Origin of the sequence: uncultured Endozoicomonas sp., assembly GCF_947495845.1 — a bacterium.
In the GTDB taxonomy this organism is placed as follows: domain Bacteria; phylum Pseudomonadota; class Gammaproteobacteria; order Pseudomonadales; family Endozoicomonadaceae; genus Endozoicomonas.
In genome coordinates, this window is record NZ_CANMAO010000034.1 from 25,918 (window position 1) to 43,502 (window position 17,585).

Here is a 17,585-nt window from a genome sequence, read left to right on the forward strand (position 1 = left end):
TGACCCCGTTTTTTTGACCCCGTTTTTTTTGACCCCGTTTTTTTTGGATAAACTTGAAGCTGGAGTTGGGCTAAGTTTAGCAATTCATATATAGACGACAATGAATATGCACAATGAAAGACCTGACCCCGGTTTTATTAACGTCATGATGGAAAACTTTTCCTTGCAATGCGGGGCGGACAATATATGACCCCGGTTTTTCCTTTTTCCAGCTTAAAATTTAACAGTAACGATCAATGAAAAAATTAATAGTAGACCTTGATGGAACAATCACATTGTCTGACACTTCCGATTACATAAATGTGTCCCCAAATAATGAATTAATTGATAGATTGAAAACTTATAAAAAATCTGGATTCACAATTGTAATTTCAACCGCACGAAATATGCGAACCTTTGACGGGAATGTGGGGAAAATTAATATACATACTTTACCCATCGTCACAGAATGGCTAAAGAAGCATAACGTCCCTTATGATGAAATCATTGTAGGTAAACCTTGGTGTGGCTTTGACGGTTTTTACATTGATGATAAAGCTATTCGCCCATCAGAGTTTACTTCAATGACATATGAAGAAATAAAAGACTTGCTTACGAAAGAAAACCCTCACCAAGATGGTGGAAATGAATGATTCTTATAACATCGGGCGCATATATTTCTGCTGATTTAACTTCAGAAATAGGTCGATTACCACCTGCATTTCTACCAGTTGGTAATAAATCGCTGTTCACCTTGCAGCTTGAACAGCTTAAAGATGTTCAAGGTGATATTTATCTTTCAGTCCCTGAAGATTACGTTATAGACCCTTATGACAAGTCAAACCTTGAGAGCCTAGACGTAACTATTGTTCACATTCCCGAAGGCCTTTCCCTTGGTGAAGCTGTTCTCTATTGTTGGAACAGTACAGGCAAGCAGTATAATAAACTTCAAATATTACATGGAGACACTTTAATTCAAGGACTAGATCTAAAAACTATGGATGTCGTTTCCATTGCTCAAAATCAGGGGTATTATCATCGAGCAACAGTATCAAGGGGTAATCTGAGCAAGGGGAAAATACAAGATGCTTGGGCTGGAGATGATGAATGGGTTCTGTCTGGCTATTTCGCCTTCAGCCAACCCCACCTGATAATACAAGGCATTGTAAAGAATCATGGTGACTTTATTCAGGGATTAAAGCATTATAGCCAAGAATCTCCGCTTTTTGGAGATGAGTCTGGTAATTGGTTTGATTTTGGTCACATCAATACGTTTTTCCAATCAAGGACGTTGATCACGACCCAGCGAGCCTTTAATGAAATGCAGATAACAACCCGAACTGTATCTAAATCAAGCAAAAACATTCAAAAAATGAAAGCCGAAGCCAATTGGTTTGGCTCATTACCGGGTGAACTTCGAATTTACACTCCTCATTTATTAGATGTTAATACAGATAGTAAAAAATATGGTTACACTCTGGAATACCTATATCTTCTGCCGATTAATGACCTATTTGTTTATGGTAAATTACCACCAAATAGTTGGAGACAGATCTTCCGGTCTTGTTATGAAGTAAATCAAAAATTCCGGTTATTTAAACCAGAAACAAAACTTGAAATAGAGAAGTTGCAAAGCTTATATTATAAAAAAACAATGAGCCGCCTTGATGATTTTATAAAAAAATCAGATTTTGATATTAAGAAACCACTATCAATAAATGGACGACGCGTTCCATCATTAGTCACTATTGCAGAAAAAACAGCTACACTGATCCCAGCTCCGAAAAATTGTACTGTTGGTATTATCCATGGAGATTTTTGCTTTAGCAACATTCTATATGATCCAAGGGTCCAATCTATAAAACTTATTGATCCAAGAGGTGTTGATAGCATTGGTAAACTCACGATATATGGAGATACACGATATGATCTAGCCAAGCTATATCACTCCGTTATCGGCCTATATGACATGATTATTTCAAACAGATTTACGGTAAGTGCTGATTTCAGATCCGGAGCTTTCTTATTAAATTTTCCAGACCAGGAAAGAGTTAAACCAATACAATCTATCTACCGTAGCACATTTTTTTCTGATTCAATAGAGTTAGAAAAGAATATACTTGCAATAACAATTCACCTTTTCATATCAATGTTACCATTGCATTTTGACCGTCCTCAAGGCCAAATGGCTATGATAGCCAACGCTCTACGCCTTTATAGCGAACTAGAGGATATGGATAAACAAAGTTTTGAGAGTATTGAATGATCGTTATCCCAATGGCAGGACTATCTAGCAGGTTCACGGAAGCTGGCTATAAAAAGCCAAAATATATGCTGGAAGCAAAAAACAAGACATTATTTGAGCATTCAGTTATGAGTTTTGAAAATTACTTCAAAACAGAGATGTTTTTGTTTATAGCGTTAGATATTAATAATTCTGAACAATTTATTGATGAGAAATGCCATAGGCTTGGGATTGTAAATTACAAAATTATAATTCTAAAAATACCAACAAGAGGGCAAGCAGAAACCGTATACATGGGACTAAAGCAATCTGGGGCTGATACAGAAGAACAATTAATAATATTTAATATTGACACATTTAGGCCAGGCTTCAAATTACCAACTACATTTTCATTACAAGAAGTGGACGGCTATTTAGAGACATTTATTGGCGCTGGAAAAAACTGGAGTAATGTTGTTCCTGTGGAACAAGCATCTGATAGAGTAAAGCTAACAGCGGAAAAGAAAGAATTGTCAAAATACTGTTGTACAGGCTTATATGTTTGGTCGAGGATTCAAAAATTCTATGAGGCTTTCGAAGAAATGATTATTAAAAAACCTGATGAACTTAGTGAAGGAGAGTACTATATAGCGCCTATGTACAACTCTCTAATTCGAGCAGGGGCTGATGTCCGCTATACAATAATTAGTAGAGAATCCGTTGTGTTTTGTGGCATTCCAAGTGAATATCTAGAATTTATTAAGAGTTAATGGAAGCTGATCAACAAAAAACAACTCCAAGCTTTTTCATGGTTTGCCATCTATTTATCAAGCAGAATAATATGTTATTTCATTTCAGAGCAAAGCTGTCAATATGAATCTAAGAAGATTTGCAACTATCCGTTATTTATCAATAATTGTGAGTTTGGTGACAGGCTTCACTCAGATTGGCATATTCTCTAGAATTTATTCTGATAATAACCTTAATTATCTGTTACTTGTCTATGGTCTGATTAGTTATCTTTCATTCTTCAATTTGGGGTTAGGTAAACCAGTATATGCAGATTTTAGGAAAAAATTCCTAAACAATAACCTGAATAAAACTGAGATCACTATAGTCAATTTGTTACTGATAGGGATAATTTTTACTTTAATAATCGCATTGTCACTTGCATCTTACTTGATTGGAAATATTTATAAAGTTGAGTTTTCACCAATTGTAATGATGCTGTATGGCTACAATATTGTAGCCATTGTTGCCTTTGGCTTTTATAGAGATATATTTAATGCTTTTGACCTCTATGTTTGGTATGAGGCAATTGATTTAATTCGAAAATCCTTTATGTTGATATCTCTATTATGCATTTTTCTCGATAAATCTTTCTTCCTAAGCAATGTTGTGCTTTTTATTACAAATACATCTATTTTTCTTTATGGGATTAAGCTTCTGTCCAAGAAAATAAAAATCAGCCTAATTGATAGACTTGAAATATCTAAAATTAATATTCGTAGCGTATCAAAAAAATACTTAGGTAGTTCCAAACAATACTTTATATTTACTGTAAACGAGACATATATTTATAATTTTGGTTATATAATATTTCCTTTTTTAGATGATAATTCTGGTCTTTATATTTTTTCAATATGGCAACGGCTATTTCAAGGAGCTGCATCATTTGTTAGGGTCGTTGGTGATACTGCAATACATAATATAACTAATATTTATTACACAACAAAAAGCTATTCGCAAGTTAAAAAGAATCTAATAATTTCGACCCTTCTAAGTATTCTGATTTCTATTTTTTTTATCATTGGACTCTTTTTGTTTGGTGAAAAGCTTTTTGCTATATGGTTAGGTAAAACTGGTTACTTCTCTACCCTATTCTGCGTTGCTTTTTCTATATGGATTATTTTAAATGCTGTTCAGCACGTTGTTGGAACATACCTTTTGAGTATTGGCGGGAGATATAAATTATTGATGATCTTAAGTATGATTACTGCGATCACAATAGGATTAATTTCGTTAATATCATTAACGTATAATATACGAGCAATCGAAGTGATAATATATTCAGGCCTTAGTTATGCATTATATACATTTTGTATTTTGCTCTATCTGAGACATACATTCTGCACAGTGAAAATACTTGGCTCTTAGGGTTATTAGTAGCCAAACGCAATTTTCGTTATAAGCCCTCACGCCGAACGTGGTTGAGCATCTCTACGCCTATCAATCATACCAAGACGATTAGGTTAGTAAGCAGCATGTTAGCCTTTTGGTGCCAAAATAAATTAACCAGAAAGGCCAATGATCAGATTGGTACTCTAATATGAATGATGCAGTTTTTAAAAATTCAAGTATAGGATTCAAGGATAAAGTTTTTCTACTGACTTTTCTTTTTGGAATATATATCGACTTCGATTACAAACTTACTGAATATATTCCAATACCGGCAGTATTCGCAGGCTTTGCAGCTTTATCATGGGTTTTGTTCTCAAAGATATTTCTGCATAAGAAAGTCATATCTTTTATAATTTACTTCACCCTCCTTTCACTAATAACTGTCTTCTTTGGCTATGATCCAAATAATTATTATTTAGCTGATCGAATAAATAGTCTATTGATACTCATATATTCTATTTCTTTAGGCTACATTGCCTTTTGTATGTTGTTAACTAGTAATAAAGTTTTTTTGGAGTCAGTTTTTTTTAAGATTGTTGTCGTTCTACTATTCGGTAGCTTTCTAGAAGTGGCTACTCCTTTTAAACAAATAGTTACACTCTTTAAAGAAAGCTTATATTATGAACATTATTTAGCATTTGAGAGAGATATTGAGTTCTTTGGAATTGTAAGGCCTACTTTTTTTTCTTCTGAACCCTCACATCTCGCAATTTTTTTTATGTTCTGCTTGCTGAATTGGTGGTTACTTACTGAAAACAAAAAGAAGAATTTAATTTATATGGTTAGCTTGTTAGCTAGCTTGTTAGTTATTAGAAGCCCTGTGTTGATAGGTGGCTTTATTTTTTTAGCTTTTAACTTTATTTTTTTTGAACTAAAAAAATTAAATGCTTATCAAAAACCACTTGCCATTTTGATACTGCCGGCGTTTTTTTTAATTTCTCTTTATTTTTTGAGCGATTTTTTTGCAGCTAGACTAGACGCTATGTTTAGTTTAAGGGATGCTAGTTTTGTAATCCGTATAGTTGTCCCTCCAATGCTAACCTATGAAGTCATTACAGCATCCCCACTCTTTGGAGTTGGTATTGGAGGAAAGGAAGTTTTGTTTAGTGAAATAATTAATTTGTATGATTATTTTGACGTACCGCCAGTGATTTATGTGGGTAGGCTTGGGCAACAATTTAATAATTTATTTTGGGAGTATATACAATACTATGGTTTGCTAGGTGGTAGTATTGGGTTGTATTTATTCCGAAGATTGTTTTTTGCTTTATCTCTAGAGAGTTTTATTCTTTACATATTTTTTATTATGCTTCTATGGTCTCAGTTTTTTGGTGCGATCAATGGTGTCCGATTCTGGTCATTTTTCTTCATCCTTACTGCAGTCTTAATTCATAGAAACAACTTTCTAACTTTACCAAGTGAAAAATGAACACCCTATTTATTACTAGAGTTTTTCCTGATAATTTGAATTCAGGAGATTTGATTTATACTAGATCTCTCCTAAATCATTTTTTAGAATTGTCAGACAATGTAACTGTATTATGTTCTCCAGGCAATGATGGTGAATATTTTGAAGATAAACTTATTATCCACTCTGATTTAGAATATCAGACTGGAATATTGAGGGAGTTGTTTAGTCCTTTGCCTGTACTGCCGTCGCGATTAAACACATCTTCAAATATTGCCACTTTAAAAACTGTATTGAAAAATAATCCTGACATCATTGTTATTGATCATCTTTTTAGTCTTTGGGCTCTTAATACCATTATTAATTATGATTTCAAGAATGGCAGGCCAAAGATAATTTATTCAACTCATAACTATGAATCAGGAATAAGGGCAATAGAAAGCAACGTAAAAAGTGTGCGAGGAATATTTAGTTACATAGATAAAATAAAAATAGATAGATTAGAAAAGAAAGCTTCCAGATTTGTTAGCCTTCTTACAGCTATAGTCAAAAATGATTTAGACCAATACAGCAAAATATTCCCCAAGGGATTGGTAATTAATCCATTATATTTTAAAGATATTCCTCCGTACAAGAAAAGGGAAGCTTTGACGCCAAAAGAGGTGCTTATTTTAGGTAGTTTCCACTGGTCAACCAAAAGAAGGAACTTAATAAACTTTTTAAAGTCATATAGGAAATATGGTAGTTCAGAAATATTATTAAAAGTTATTGGTAATTCTCCTGAATCATTTCAGGTTCAGATACTGAGAGATTTTCCATTTGTTCAGTTTTTACGTAACGTTGATGACCTGCGTCCGCACTTAAAGTCAGCACGAATTGGTCTATTGATAGATGAGGTAGGAGGTGGTTTCAAACTGAAACTACTTGATTATGCTATAAACTCTATCCCTATTTTTGCTTTAAATAGTGCTGTTAACGGTAGTGATTTTGAATCAAGCGATGTTTCATTTGTTTTTGATAAATACTCTGAGCTAATACTATCCATGAACGAGGAGGTTGATAACTTTGATAACATCAATCGAGCGTCAAAAAATGCATACTCAACTGCTGTTGCTTCTTATTTAGTTCCAAATCCATCTAAATTAATTAATGGACTAAGTGATTAATGATGAGATTGATAAGAAGTTATGAAGATCTCAAATCAATTAGATATGAGTCTAACTTGTCAAAAATAATTATTTATACAAGTTTTTTTAAAAAGAACAATCTTTTACCCTTCGCTTTCAAATATTCATTTTGGGCTTTGGCCAAAGATGGAGTTTTGGAGGTTTATGATGATGGACCTATAACGTATGAAAGTCCTATAAAAAAGATTCCTTTTCAAAAGGTTTCACAGGTATTGAATAAATGGCTAGGCGGGTTTGGTGAGATTTTATATCGCGATGACGTTTCTAGAAAGATTGTATATAAAAAGAATGCTTCCCTAGATAATAGAACAAGTGGTTGGTCAGTTGGAATCGTATATTCTGGAAATAAGTCTGAAATTATACAGCTTAAACATTGTATTGATTCCGTTTTCGACTCGCTTAAGATGTCCGGCTATAATTTTGAAATTCTTGTTTGTGGACCCGTAGGGGGTGAGGATGATATCAGTAAAGGCAAGAATATACGGTATGTGACGTATGATGATAAAAATCAATTATTTTTTATTGGAAGAAAGAAACTTCACCTTGTGAAAGAAATGCATTATGAAAATATTGCAGTTTTGCACACGAGAATAATACTTAGTGACTTCAGCTTTAAATCTATACCTGACAATTTTGATGTTTTCTCCCCTAAAGTAGTTTTCCGGAATAAAAATAGAAATTTCCCATACTTGGATTTTAACGTGACAGCTGGGTTTGAAGTTGGTGTATTTCCAAAAACTATGCCTTTGCCTATTGATTATAATAGGTATGATTTTTTGAAGCTTCTCAAATATGGATTGCCTTATATTGATGGTGGATTGTTTTTTTGCAAGAAGAGTATTTATTTAAAGCAACCTATTAATTTGAATCTATTATGGGGGGAAGCTGAGGATGTTGAATGGTGTGCTAGGCTATACTCTAACTCTGTCTTAGTTGAGCTTTTACCTGAATTAACGGCAGAGTCTTCTACCTATAAGCTTGGAATGAAGTCATTATATTTTCCTAAGAAAATAATTTTCTTCGTCCGGAGAATTATAAGGTGCATGACAATAATACGTTCTTGGTTTTCCTGATGATATTTAACTATTATACTGGCTTCCATAACTTCAGTTAAATGACTTCCGGCATAGCCGGAAGCTTATTAGGGGATAGCCCTCAAAGGGCTATTATTGCGCCCTCCGGCGCGCCCCACATTGAGCACATATCAATTCTCAACTACCTGACTGAAACATCACTGTAGACGATCAAGAAAATCACTCGAAAGAGCCTACCGTAGCCTCGGCCAAGCCTATGCGAGTCACCCCGGCATAGCCGGGGGTTTACCTAATGATTAATTAAGCAATCAATATTTGATATCCATTCTCAGAAAATAAGCATTTGAAAATGGGGGGGCAGCATTTGCTGCTTCGTAACGCTGGTTATCACTATAAAAAAACGCTGTTACTATAATTAGTAGTTCAGTGTTCAATCATATGCCTAAAAATAGAATTGCTTCAGCATCCATCCAAACCTGAAACTGTAAAACCAAGAATTACTTAATGAAAATCCTCCTCTACGGAATCAACTACACCCCTGAACTCACTGGTATAGGTAAATATTCAGGTGAAATGAGTGTATCGCTTGCTTCACAGGGTCATGATGTCCGGGTAATTACTGCACCACCTTATTACCCTGAGTGGCAAGTTGGCGAGGGATACAAAGCCTGGCAATACAAAACCGAAATGCGAGAACAGGTAAAGGTGATACGCTGCCCGCTTTATGTACCTGCCAAAGTCTCTACCATTAAGCGGATTATTCATTTGGCAAGTTTTGCTGCCAGCAGTTTCTTCCAAATTTTGGCTCAGTGGCGTTGGAAACCCAATGTGATTATTACTATAGAGCCTACGATGTTCTGTACGCCTGCTGCATTGCTACTTGGGAAGTTATGTGGTGCAAAGACGTTACTCCATGTGCAGGATTTTGAAATTGATGCCATGTTTGGGCTTTTTGTCAGCTCAGAATCGTCACAGGAAAGTGGTTCCTTTTTTAAGAAATTGGTCTTTGGCATTGAAAAATGGATTACCAACTCGTTTGACCGGGTTTCATCTATTTCATTCAGTATGTTGGAGAATGCAGCCCGTAAGGGAGTGTCAGAAAATAAACGACTGTTTTTCCCTAATTGGGTGGATACCGCTTTTGTGACACCGGATGTAGATGGTTCAACAATTCGTGAGCGGTTTGGTTATGCAACGGATGATCTGGTTATACTTTACTCTGGCAACCTGGGTGAAAAACAGGGGCTTGAGATTGTGCTTGAAGCAGCTAATCACTTTCAGCAAGAAAGTTTGCCACGGAGGCACGGAGACACAGAGGAAAAGATTAAAGACTCTGTGTCTCCGTGCCTCCGTGGCGAAAAAAATATCCAGTTCTGCATTGTTGGCAACGGTGCCAGTAAGGCACGGCTGGAACAGCAGGCAAAAGAGCAGAATTTAACCAACCTCAAATTTCTCCCGTTGCAGCCCTATGAGGATTTACCTGCTCTGCTGGCAATGGCAGATATTCATCTGGTGGTTCAGAAAAAAGGGGCTGCGGATATTGTACTGCCTTCCAAACTGACCGGGATTCTCTCTGCCGGTGGCTACTCGCTGATTACTGCTGAAAAAGAAACTGAACTGGGCCGGTTATGTAACAACTTCCCGGGTATTGCTGAGCGTGTTGAACCGGAAGACCTGAATGCGTTTATCGCAGGCCTGAGCACATTGCTGGAAAATGTTATCAACGCTGATGGGTACAACAAAACCGCCCGACAGTATGCGCTTGATTATCTCAATAAAGATGCCGTACTGAACCGGTTTGAACAGGATCTGGTTCAGTTGGTAGCTGGAAATTAGTTATGAGTTTCTGTACCTCACAACCCATCACCCACAACTCCCCCCCTCACAAACGTAGTTAAAATCAATGTCCAAAAAAGTCGCACTAATCACCGGCGTTACCGGCCAGGACGGTTCCTACCTTGCCGAGTTCCTGCTAAAAAAAGGCTATGAAGTTCACGGCATCAAACGCCGTGCATCTTCTTTTAACACTGAACGGGTGGATCATATCTATGAAGATCCCCACACTGATAATCAACTTTTCAAACTCCACTACGGAGACCTGAGCGACAGCTCCAATCTGACCCGTATTATTAGCGAAGTGCAGCCGGATGAGGTGTACAACCTGGCGGCACAATCCCATGTGGCGGTTTCTTTTGAGGCTCCGGAATATACTGCTGATGTCGACGCTTTGGGCACCCTCCGCCTGCTGGAAGCCATTCGCTTTTTAGGCTTGGAAAAAAAGACCCGCTTCTACCAGGCCTCTACCTCTGAGCTGTATGGCCTGGTTCAGGAGATTCCCCAGAAAGAAACCACCCCATTCTACCCACGTTCCCCTTATGCAGTGGCCAAAATGTAGAAAACCGGGGTCAAGTCTTTCATTGTGCATAAAGCCAATACGGTTCCAGAGCTTCCATATCAATTTAGTGAGGAAAATCGGGGTCAAGCCTTTCATTGAAAATCGGGTTCACGCTTTACCAGAAACAGCGTTTACGGTGAGCCAGAATATGCAACTGTGACCCTGCGCACTATTTTCTGATAAGATTATGGGTGATCTGGCCTTGTAGAAGATTGACCAATGCGACTCACTCCTTTTCAAATTGAGACTATTAAGCAACATGTGCAGCGTTGTTTTGGCAAGACTGCTGAGGTCTGGTTATTTGGCTCCAGAGTCGACCCAAATAAACGAGGGGGCGATATAGATCTTTATGTAGAAACGGATCTTCATGAGCCTGATGCGTTGGTGGACGCTAAGCTAAAGGCTTTGTCGGCTATTAAGTATGAGATGGGCGATCAAAAGATTGATTTGGTCATATATCGGCGAGGTATGCCTGTAGAACCGATACACTTTGAAGCTCTGGAGACGGGTGTGCGACTTTGATTGATAACTTTTAAGCCATCTTTTTCAAGTAATACCAATGGCGTTTTTAAATTTTGGAACGAGCAAGTTATTTTGGGCGGCTGGGCAAGGCGAAGAGACGAGTCATAGCCTTTACGCCCTGTGGGTGGTAGCTATGGCGAGGAACTTCAACGCTGATCCAGTCGGTCAAAATAGCTGCGCAGCCCATAATTTAAAAACAGAATTGGTATAACCCCTGAGTGCACTAATAATGACTAACAGACAATCCCCTCACGATATTGTGAGTCGCACCCTCAGTGTTTGTGACCGCCACGCTATGCGCCTTCGCTGGGTTATGACTGAGACAGAAAGTCTCTTTCCATTGACTGGGGTTCAGTTCGACAATCTTGCTCCGGAAGTAGTGGCTTTTCTGGATCAGTTTTCAACTCGTTTTGGTAAGTTGCAAGATGCAATGGGTGCCAAGCTGTTCCCTCAATTATTGGAGCTGGTGAAAGAGCAGGGTAGTTTGAATACCTTCATCGATAAATTAAACCGGCTTGAGAAAATCGGTGTGATCGAGAGTGCGGAACAATGGTTGATGCTACGCGAGCTTCGTAATGCGTTTGCTCACGATTACCCGGAAGACAGTGAAGTTAATGCTGCAACGCTGAACCGAGCCATGCCATTGGCGGAGCAGTTGCTTGAAACCTACGAAGGGGTAAAGGTGTTTGCTTTAAAGTACGGTGCGTACTAGTTTTCAAGAAAACCGGGGGCTTTCATTGTGCATAGCTAGTGTCGTTTATAGGTATAAGCGATTGGTGTGGTGAGGGGTGAGGGAATAGTTAATAGTTAATGGGAATTGTTTTGTTCGCTTTTAACTCATGCCTCACAACACACGCCACATCACTCAGAACCCATAACTAATCACCCAGCACTACCACCTCACGGCTCACAAGCTCCATCAATTGTCTGAGCCGCTTTATCAAAGGTGTATATAAAACCGGGGTCAGGTCTTTCATTGTGCATCAGTTGTAGCACGGCGCTAAATCGTTCAAAAGTTATAGGAGAAACTGACGTTAACACGCCCCTCAGGTTTCCTCGGTTCGCGATCTATTAAGTACCCGTTCATATGAAATCATATTTTCTGACTCATTGTTCAGGCACTGTTCTGCGTTGCAACTCTGGTCACATAGCTCGCTATGCTCCCGCCGTTGCGCCTTGCAGAGAACCTGATCAACAAGCCAGAAATATTCGATTCCATATGGCCGGGTACTTAGTGGCAATTGAGGCTTTCGAGAAACTGAGCAGGTGTCATTACTGGTAATTTTTCTGATTTGTAATCTTTGATATTGCGAGTCAAGAGTAAGCTGGCCCCGCCATTTTGAGCGGTGTAATACTGAATGGCATCTTCAAAGTCTTTAAAGCTCGAGTTTAAAGCCTGCTCTAAACTGGCTTCGGAAGTTACCATGATCTTCAGTAGGCTTTTCAATTTCACCAGTGCCTGCCTTGCATCTTTGTGACCCAGTTGCTTTCTGAGAATATAAAACACATTGGCAAATATGGTTACCGAGGTGACTCCCTGAAAATCACCTGCCTGTATTTTCTGAAAAACGGTTGCGCTGTCTTTAAACCAGGGCTGTCGCTGGGCCAGAAGATCAAGAATGATATCCGCATCTAGAAAGAGTGTTTCTATCATTGGTATTTATCCTGCAGATAGTCGATGTATTCGGCACGGTCAGCACTTATGGTTTTGTCATCAAGCACACCTGCTAATTCTGCAACCAGCCCGGTGAGTTCTAATGCAGGCTCATCGGGTGTTGGTGTTTTAGGCAGTGTTTTCAGGTAATTCTCAACCAGTTTTGACAAGCTTTGTTCTTGGCTCGCAGCGTAGCGCTTTGCCAGCTCTATCACTGCAGGATCGACGGTGAGCGTCAATTTACTCATTCAAACCTCCTATACGTATACATTTAATAAATTAGTACGTATTGCCGGGCAGAACAAGTCGGGTTTCTCTCCTTTTATTCTTTTATAGACATTTTCACTCCTGAATTATGAAAAGAAATGAAAAGCGAGAAAACTGAAGGAGTTGTGAGTTGTGAGTTGTGAGTTGTGAGTTGTGAGTTGTGAGTTGAGGAAAAGCCAAGTCAGGTCTTTCATTTTGCAACAACGAAAACCCAACATTTCCACCGATACTTCCACCACCCGTATCGGTCGCTCTGTAAATGTTATAGGAAACCAGTATTGCCTTTACTTTCGATGAATTGATCAGATGAGAACGTTGCTGTTTATGTAGTTTATAAACTACAATCTCTCTATGATCACCATTAAACAAACCGACACCTACTGCAAGTGGGAGAGGAGGCTCAAAGATTTCAGGGCAAAAGCGGCCATAGCGGCTCGGATCTTCCGCTTGGCAAACGGGCTTGCCGGTGATGTTTCTCCGGTAGGTCAGGGCGTTAGTGAATTAAGAGTTCACTATGGTCCGGGTTACCGTGTTTACTTCCGCCACCATGGTAGTGAGATAATCATTTTGCTGTGTGGCGGAGACAAAAGTACCCAAAGCAGGGATATTGAAGCAGCCAAACGGCTGGCGAAAGAAATGGAGAAACACAATGACTGAATCTATCCATAACTACGACCCAGCGGCGGCTCTCGATAGCCCTGAAGCGATCGAGCTGTTTATGGCAGATGCTTTTGAAACCGGTGACGCTTCTTATATTGCCAAGGCGCTCGGCGTTGTTGCCAGGGCCGAAGGTATGGGAGGCATCGCCAAACAAACTGGCCTTTCCCGTGAGCAGTTGTATCGCTCATTCAGTGAAGATGGAAATCCAACGCTGAAAACTATTCTTACGGTGATGCAGGCCCTGGGGCTTGGTATTACTGCGAAGCTTAATTCTTAGGGGTGAGTTGTGAGTTATGAGGGGTGAGTTGTTTGGGAATAGTGAATTGACCTGATAGCTTTTAACTCACACCTCACGTCTCATGACTCACAACCATTCACTCACCAACCGGCATAAAAAAATCAGGGTCAAGTCTTTCATTGTGCATAAAGCCAATACGGTTCCAGAGTTTCCATATCAATTTAGTGAGTTGATTCTGACTTAACTATGACTAACCTGATGATTATAATAATGTCATATATAGGAATCTGTGATGCCGGTAATATCGAGTTTTTTCGGGATTTATATCAGGATGTATCACGCAGATCACGCCCCTCCTCATATTCATGCAGAGTATCAAGGGTATGAGGCGCTTATTGAAATTTCAACCGGCCATGTGCTTGAGGGCAGGTTGCCGAAAAAAGGCGGTAAAACTCGTTGGTGAATGGTGCCTGTCGCATCAAGCTGAACTAGAGGAAAATTGGAAAAGAGCTATCGACCTTCAATCTCTCGAGCGTATTGCAGGAGCTGATCATGATTAAAGTCATTCAGGCAGTTTACCAGTCAGGTGCCGATATTAAGCTGCGCTTTTCTGATGGCAGTTTTGGGGTGATGGATTTCAGTGTATTTCTGGAGCAAAAAACCAGTCTTACCGAGCCTCTGGAAGATACGGCGTTTTTTCAAAGGTTTTTTATTGAGCTAGGGGCAGTGTGTTGGCCAAATGGGCTGGAATTCAGTGCAGGTAGCCTTTATAAGAAGCTGGAGTCATCAGGTAAATTGGTTAAACCTGCAGCTTAGGCTGGATGAGGGATGAGAGGGATGAGGGAATAGTTAATGGTTAATGGGAATTGTTTTGTTCGCTTTTAACTCATGCCTCACAACTCATCACTCAGAACCCATAACTAATCACCCAGCACTACCACCTCACGGCTCACAAGCCCCATCAATTGTCTGAGCCGCTTTATCAAAGGTGTATACCCCTTCCAGCCGGTCTGGAAATTTTACGCAGTAATGGGCTTTATTGATAATCAACGCATCCGGGAAGTCTGCACTTTTACGCTTGCTGCCTACTTTTACCGGCACTGCTAACCGATAGTCGTTGAGGGCTCGCCACACCGTCTGGCCATCTTCAAAACGGATGTTCGGTTCGGAAAAGAGCTGTTGAATCACATGAATCAGTTGAGTTTTATTCAGGTTGTATTTTTTACCCCGCAAAGTCCACAGGGTTTCAACCAGGACAATATCCGTGATCAGTACCACTCTGCTACCACTGATGAGTCTGGTGGCCTTTGCCGATTGTTGCCTGTCATCATCCAACAGGTAGCGCAGTAATACATTGGTATCGATGGCGATCATGGGTTTATGCCGGTTTGCATCGATGTTTCATCGGTCATTCGCTTATCGCTTTTGATGTTTTTCAGCATACCCCGGGCGGCGCCAATGGTTTTTTTAACAATGGTGATGTGACCGTGGTTATCAATATAGCTTTCATATTCATCACCCGGCGCAAGCCCCGCTAACCGGCATTGCTCTGCAGGCAGTGTGATCTGCCGCTTTGAGCTGATGACTGGCATATGCACCTCCTCTTTACTTTTTGTGTGAAAGTAAAGATAGGAGTTGTGGGGAGGGTGGTCAAGTTTTTGTGGTGGGTTGTGGGTTGTGGGTTGTGGGTTGTGAGTTGTGAGTTGTGAGTTGTGAGGGGTGAGTTGTTTGGGAATAGTGAATGGTTAATAGTGAATTGGGCTGATAGCTTTTAACTCACAACCCACAACCCACAACCCACAACCCCAAACTTCACCCCTTACCCACAACATTGACAAGGTACTCTTCCGGCGTATAAACCGGCAGCTCTGACTCCGTGAAATCTTTTACATTCCGGGTAATGATGGCGCTCGCGCCTGCATTCACCCCGGCAACATAAAGTACGCTGTCTTCATAGTCTTTGAAACCGGTATTCAGCGCCATCTGAAGCACTTTATGGTCAACGGGGGCTACCTGGTACATTTGCAGCAGTGTTTGAATGGCCTGGCGGCCGGCTTTGTTCCCAATGGTCTTGCAGGCCAGATAGTGAATTGTCGTCAGCGTGGTAGCACAGAGGTAGCCAATACATTGCTTGCGTTCAATCAGCGCTATTATGCGGGATGAGTTGTCAGCAAACGGCTCCCTTTCCAGCAGTACATCGAGAATGACATTGGTGTCTACCAGTATGCTCACAGGTATTTGTCCTCCAGGTGCTTTTTATAGTCACTGTCATCCATGCTGGCATTAGCACTTCGGAGTGCACCTTTCAGCTTTTGGGTAAGAGGTGGCAAGGCTTCTTCGCTGGTTTCAGTCGTGGTTAACGAGTCAAAGTAGTCTGCCACCAGCTGTGATAGTGATTTGCCATGGCGTGCAGCATAGGTTTTGGCCCTTTCAACCTGGTCTTGTTCCATTCTCAGCGTCAGTTTTTGCATGTTGTTTTCTCTGGCGTATAGATTTTTTTTAGTGTACGTCACGCTTTGGGGGTTGGCAAAATTGAGTTGTGTGTTTTGAGTTATGGGTTTTGTGGGAATAGTGAATGGTTAATAGCCCGGTTAGCTTTTAACTCATGCCTCACCCCTCACCCCTCACAACCCATAACCCATAACCCATAACCCATAACCCATAACCTTCATTTAAAATCATGGTCAAAAAGTCATGTCCAAAAAAGTCGCACTAATCACTGGCGTAACAGGCCAGGACGGTTCCTACCTTGCCGAGTTTCTGCTAAAAAAAGGCTACGAAGTCCACGGCATCAAACGCCGTGCCTCTTCTTTTAATACCGAACGGGTAGATCATATCTATGAAGACCCACACACTGACAATCAAAATTTCAAACTCCACTACGGTGACCTGAGCGACAGCTCTAACCTGACTCGTATCATCAGCGAAGTGCAGCCCGATGAAGTGTATAACCTGGCGGCACAATCCCATGTGGCGGTTTCTTTCGAATCTCCGGAATACACTGCTGATGTGGATGCTCTGGGTACTCTGCGCTTGCTGGAAGCAATCCGCTTTTTAGGGTTGGAGAAAAAGACCCGTTTCTATCAAGCCTCCACTTCTGAGTTGTACGGTTTGGTGCAGGAAATCCCCCAAAAGGAAACCACACCCTTTTACCCGCGTTCCCCCTATGCCGTGGCCAAAATGTACGCCTATTGGATTACCGTGAACTATCGGGAATCTTACGGTATGTACGCCTGCAACGGCATTCTTTTTAACCATGAGTCCCCTCGCCGTGGTGAAACCTTTGTCACCCGGAAGATTACCCGTGGTTTGTCGAATATTGCCCAAGGGTTGGATGAATGCCTGCACCTTGGCAATATGGACGCCCTCCGTGACTGGGGCCATGCCCGTGATTATGTAGAGATGCAGTGGCTGATGCTGCAGCAGGACAAACCTGAAGATTTCGTGATTGCCACCGGCGTTCAATATTCTGTACGACAGTTTGTGGATTTCACCGCCAAGGCCATTGGTATTCAGCTGCGCTGGGAAGGCACCGGTGTGGATGAGTGCGCCTATGTGGAGAAAATCATCAGCGATAATGCCCCGGCTCTGACGGTTGGCCAGAAGGTGGTGGCGGTTGATCCTCGTTACTTCCGCCCGGCGGAAGTGGAAACTCTGTTGGGTGATCCGTCCAATGCCAAAAACAAACTGGGTTGGGTGCCGGTGACCACGTTGGAAGAGATGGTGGCGGAGATGGTGGAGTACGACCTGGCCAAGGCCAAGCAGCATGCTTTGTTGAAAGAGCATGGCTACGATGTGAAAGTGTCTCGGGAATAAGATTTTTTTGAACCACAAAG

General features: G+C 40.5%; 21 protein-coding genes and 1 pseudogene. 16 read left to right on the plus strand and 6 right to left on the minus strand.

Annotated elements, in window-relative coordinates:
- Positions 1-236: 236 nt before the first annotated feature.
- The 11 genes and pseudogenes from Q1B11_RS17400 (at position 237) to Q1B11_RS17450 (ending at position 11,642) form a co-directional block, all read left to right on the plus strand.
- Entirely contained in the window at positions 237-632 is a 396-nt protein-coding gene (locus tag Q1B11_RS17400) for an HAD hydrolase family protein (protein ID WP_299734767.1), read from the plus strand.
- Positions 629-2,245, plus strand: coding sequence for a hypothetical protein (locus Q1B11_RS17405; RefSeq protein WP_299734769.1), 1,617 nt, complete (start codon positions 629-631; stop codon positions 2,243-2,245). The genes Q1B11_RS17400 and Q1B11_RS17405 overlap by 4 nt, the downstream gene beginning before the upstream one ends.
- Complete coding sequence (locus Q1B11_RS17410; protein ID WP_299734770.1) at positions 2,242-2,973, plus strand: hypothetical protein; 732 nt, start codon at positions 2,242-2,244, stop codon at positions 2,971-2,973. Before Q1B11_RS17405 ends, Q1B11_RS17410 begins: the two co-directional genes overlap by 4 nt.
- Before the next feature lie 103 nt (positions 2,974-3,076).
- A complete protein-coding gene (locus Q1B11_RS17415) occupies positions 3,077-4,360 on the plus strand; it encodes a hypothetical protein (RefSeq protein ID WP_299734772.1) in 1,284 nt (427 codons plus the stop codon).
- A 172-nt stretch (positions 4,361-4,532) separates the two neighbouring features.
- A complete protein-coding gene (locus Q1B11_RS17420; RefSeq protein WP_299734774.1) occupies positions 4,533-5,813 on the plus strand; it encodes a hypothetical protein in 1,281 nt (426 codons plus the stop codon).
- Entirely contained in the window at positions 5,810-6,958 is a 1,149-nt protein-coding gene (locus Q1B11_RS17425) for a hypothetical protein (protein WP_299734776.1), read from the plus strand. The genes Q1B11_RS17420 and Q1B11_RS17425 overlap by 4 nt, the downstream gene beginning before the upstream one ends.
- Before the next feature lie 56 nt (positions 6,959-7,014).
- Positions 7,015-8,052, plus strand: a complete 1,038-nt coding sequence (locus tag Q1B11_RS17430; RefSeq protein WP_299734777.1) for a hypothetical protein — start codon at positions 7,015-7,017, stop codon at positions 8,050-8,052.
- Between the two features lie 465 nt (positions 8,053-8,517).
- On the plus strand, positions 8,518-9,849 hold the full coding sequence (locus Q1B11_RS17435; protein WP_299734779.1) for a glycosyltransferase WbuB: 1,332 nt from the start codon (positions 8,518-8,520) through the stop codon (positions 9,847-9,849).
- Positions 9,850-9,916: 67 nt separating this feature from the next.
- Positions 9,917-10,405: pseudogene (locus tag Q1B11_RS17440) on the plus strand (GDP-mannose 4,6-dehydratase); the annotation flags it as partial.
- 222 nt (positions 10,406-10,627) lie between these two features.
- Positions 10,628-10,930 (plus strand): nucleotidyltransferase domain-containing protein, encoded by a 303-nt coding sequence (locus Q1B11_RS17445; RefSeq protein WP_299734781.1) that lies wholly within the window; start codon positions 10,628-10,630, stop codon positions 10,928-10,930.
- A 229-nt stretch (positions 10,931-11,159) separates the two neighbouring features.
- Positions 11,160-11,642, plus strand: a complete 483-nt coding sequence (locus Q1B11_RS17450; RefSeq protein ID WP_299734782.1) for a TM1812 family CRISPR-associated protein — start codon at positions 11,160-11,162, stop codon at positions 11,640-11,642.
- A gap of 519 nt (positions 11,643-12,161) precedes the next feature.
- Here Q1B11_RS17450 and Q1B11_RS17455 read toward each other — a convergent pair.
- Together Q1B11_RS17455 and Q1B11_RS17460 are read right to left on the minus strand one after the other, a co-directional pair.
- Positions 12,162-12,584, minus strand: coding sequence for a PIN domain-containing protein (locus Q1B11_RS17455; protein ID WP_299734783.1), 423 nt, complete (start codon positions 12,582-12,584; stop codon positions 12,162-12,164).
- Positions 12,581-12,832: a DUF6364 family protein gene (locus Q1B11_RS17460; protein ID WP_299734785.1), complete on the minus strand. Its 252-nt coding sequence runs from the start codon at positions 12,830-12,832 to the stop codon at positions 12,581-12,583. The genes Q1B11_RS17455 and Q1B11_RS17460 overlap by 4 nt, the downstream gene beginning before the upstream one ends.
- 370 nt (positions 12,833-13,202) lie before the next feature.
- Here Q1B11_RS17460 and Q1B11_RS17465 point away from each other — a divergent pair, with 370 nt between their 5' ends.
- The 4 genes from Q1B11_RS17465 (at position 13,203) to Q1B11_RS17475 (ending at position 14,565) form a co-directional block, all read left to right on the plus strand.
- The gene (locus Q1B11_RS17465; RefSeq protein WP_299734787.1) at positions 13,203-13,508 is read left to right on the plus strand and encodes a type II toxin-antitoxin system RelE/ParE family toxin; all 306 of its coding nucleotides are present in this window, start codon (positions 13,203-13,205) and stop codon (positions 13,506-13,508) included.
- Positions 13,501-13,788: an addiction module antidote protein gene (locus Q1B11_RS17470; RefSeq protein WP_299734789.1), complete on the plus strand. Its 288-nt coding sequence runs from the start codon at positions 13,501-13,503 to the stop codon at positions 13,786-13,788. The genes Q1B11_RS17465 and Q1B11_RS17470 overlap by 8 nt, the downstream gene beginning before the upstream one ends.
- A gap of 253 nt (positions 13,789-14,041) precedes the next feature.
- Entirely contained in the window at positions 14,042-14,212 is a 171-nt protein-coding gene (locus Q1B11_RS20475) for a DUF4160 domain-containing protein (protein WP_366139488.1), read from the plus strand.
- 89 nt (positions 14,213-14,301) lie between these two features.
- Positions 14,302-14,565, plus strand: a complete 264-nt coding sequence (locus tag Q1B11_RS17475; RefSeq protein WP_299734791.1) for a DUF2442 domain-containing protein — start codon at positions 14,302-14,304, stop codon at positions 14,563-14,565.
- A 126-nt stretch (positions 14,566-14,691) separates the two neighbouring features.
- On the opposite strand, the gene Q1B11_RS17480 is transcribed toward Q1B11_RS17475, so the two are convergent.
- From Q1B11_RS17480 to Q1B11_RS17495, 4 genes are all read right to left on the minus strand, one after another.
- Positions 14,692-15,123, minus strand: a complete 432-nt coding sequence (locus Q1B11_RS17480) for a type II toxin-antitoxin system VapC family toxin (RefSeq protein ID WP_299734792.1) — start codon at positions 15,121-15,123, stop codon at positions 14,692-14,694.
- Positions 15,120-15,341, minus strand: coding sequence for an AbrB/MazE/SpoVT family DNA-binding domain-containing protein (locus Q1B11_RS17485; protein WP_299734793.1), 222 nt, complete (start codon positions 15,339-15,341; stop codon positions 15,120-15,122). The genes Q1B11_RS17480 and Q1B11_RS17485 overlap by 4 nt, the downstream gene beginning before the upstream one ends.
- A gap of 220 nt (positions 15,342-15,561) precedes the next feature.
- On the minus strand, positions 15,562-15,981 hold the full coding sequence (locus Q1B11_RS17490; RefSeq protein WP_299734795.1) for a PIN domain-containing protein: 420 nt from the start codon (positions 15,979-15,981) through the stop codon (positions 15,562-15,564).
- Positions 15,978-16,220, minus strand: a complete 243-nt coding sequence (locus tag Q1B11_RS17495; protein WP_299734796.1) for a DUF6364 family protein — start codon at positions 16,218-16,220, stop codon at positions 15,978-15,980. Before Q1B11_RS17495 ends, Q1B11_RS17490 begins: the two co-directional genes overlap by 4 nt.
- 223 nt (positions 16,221-16,443) lie before the next feature.
- Between Q1B11_RS17495 and gmd the strand changes: the two genes are divergently transcribed.
- On the plus strand, positions 16,444-17,565 hold the full coding sequence (gene gmd, locus Q1B11_RS17500; RefSeq protein ID WP_299734797.1) for a GDP-mannose 4,6-dehydratase: 1,122 nt from the start codon (positions 16,444-16,446) through the stop codon (positions 17,563-17,565).
- The last annotated feature ends 20 nt before the right edge of the window (positions 17,566-17,585 follow it).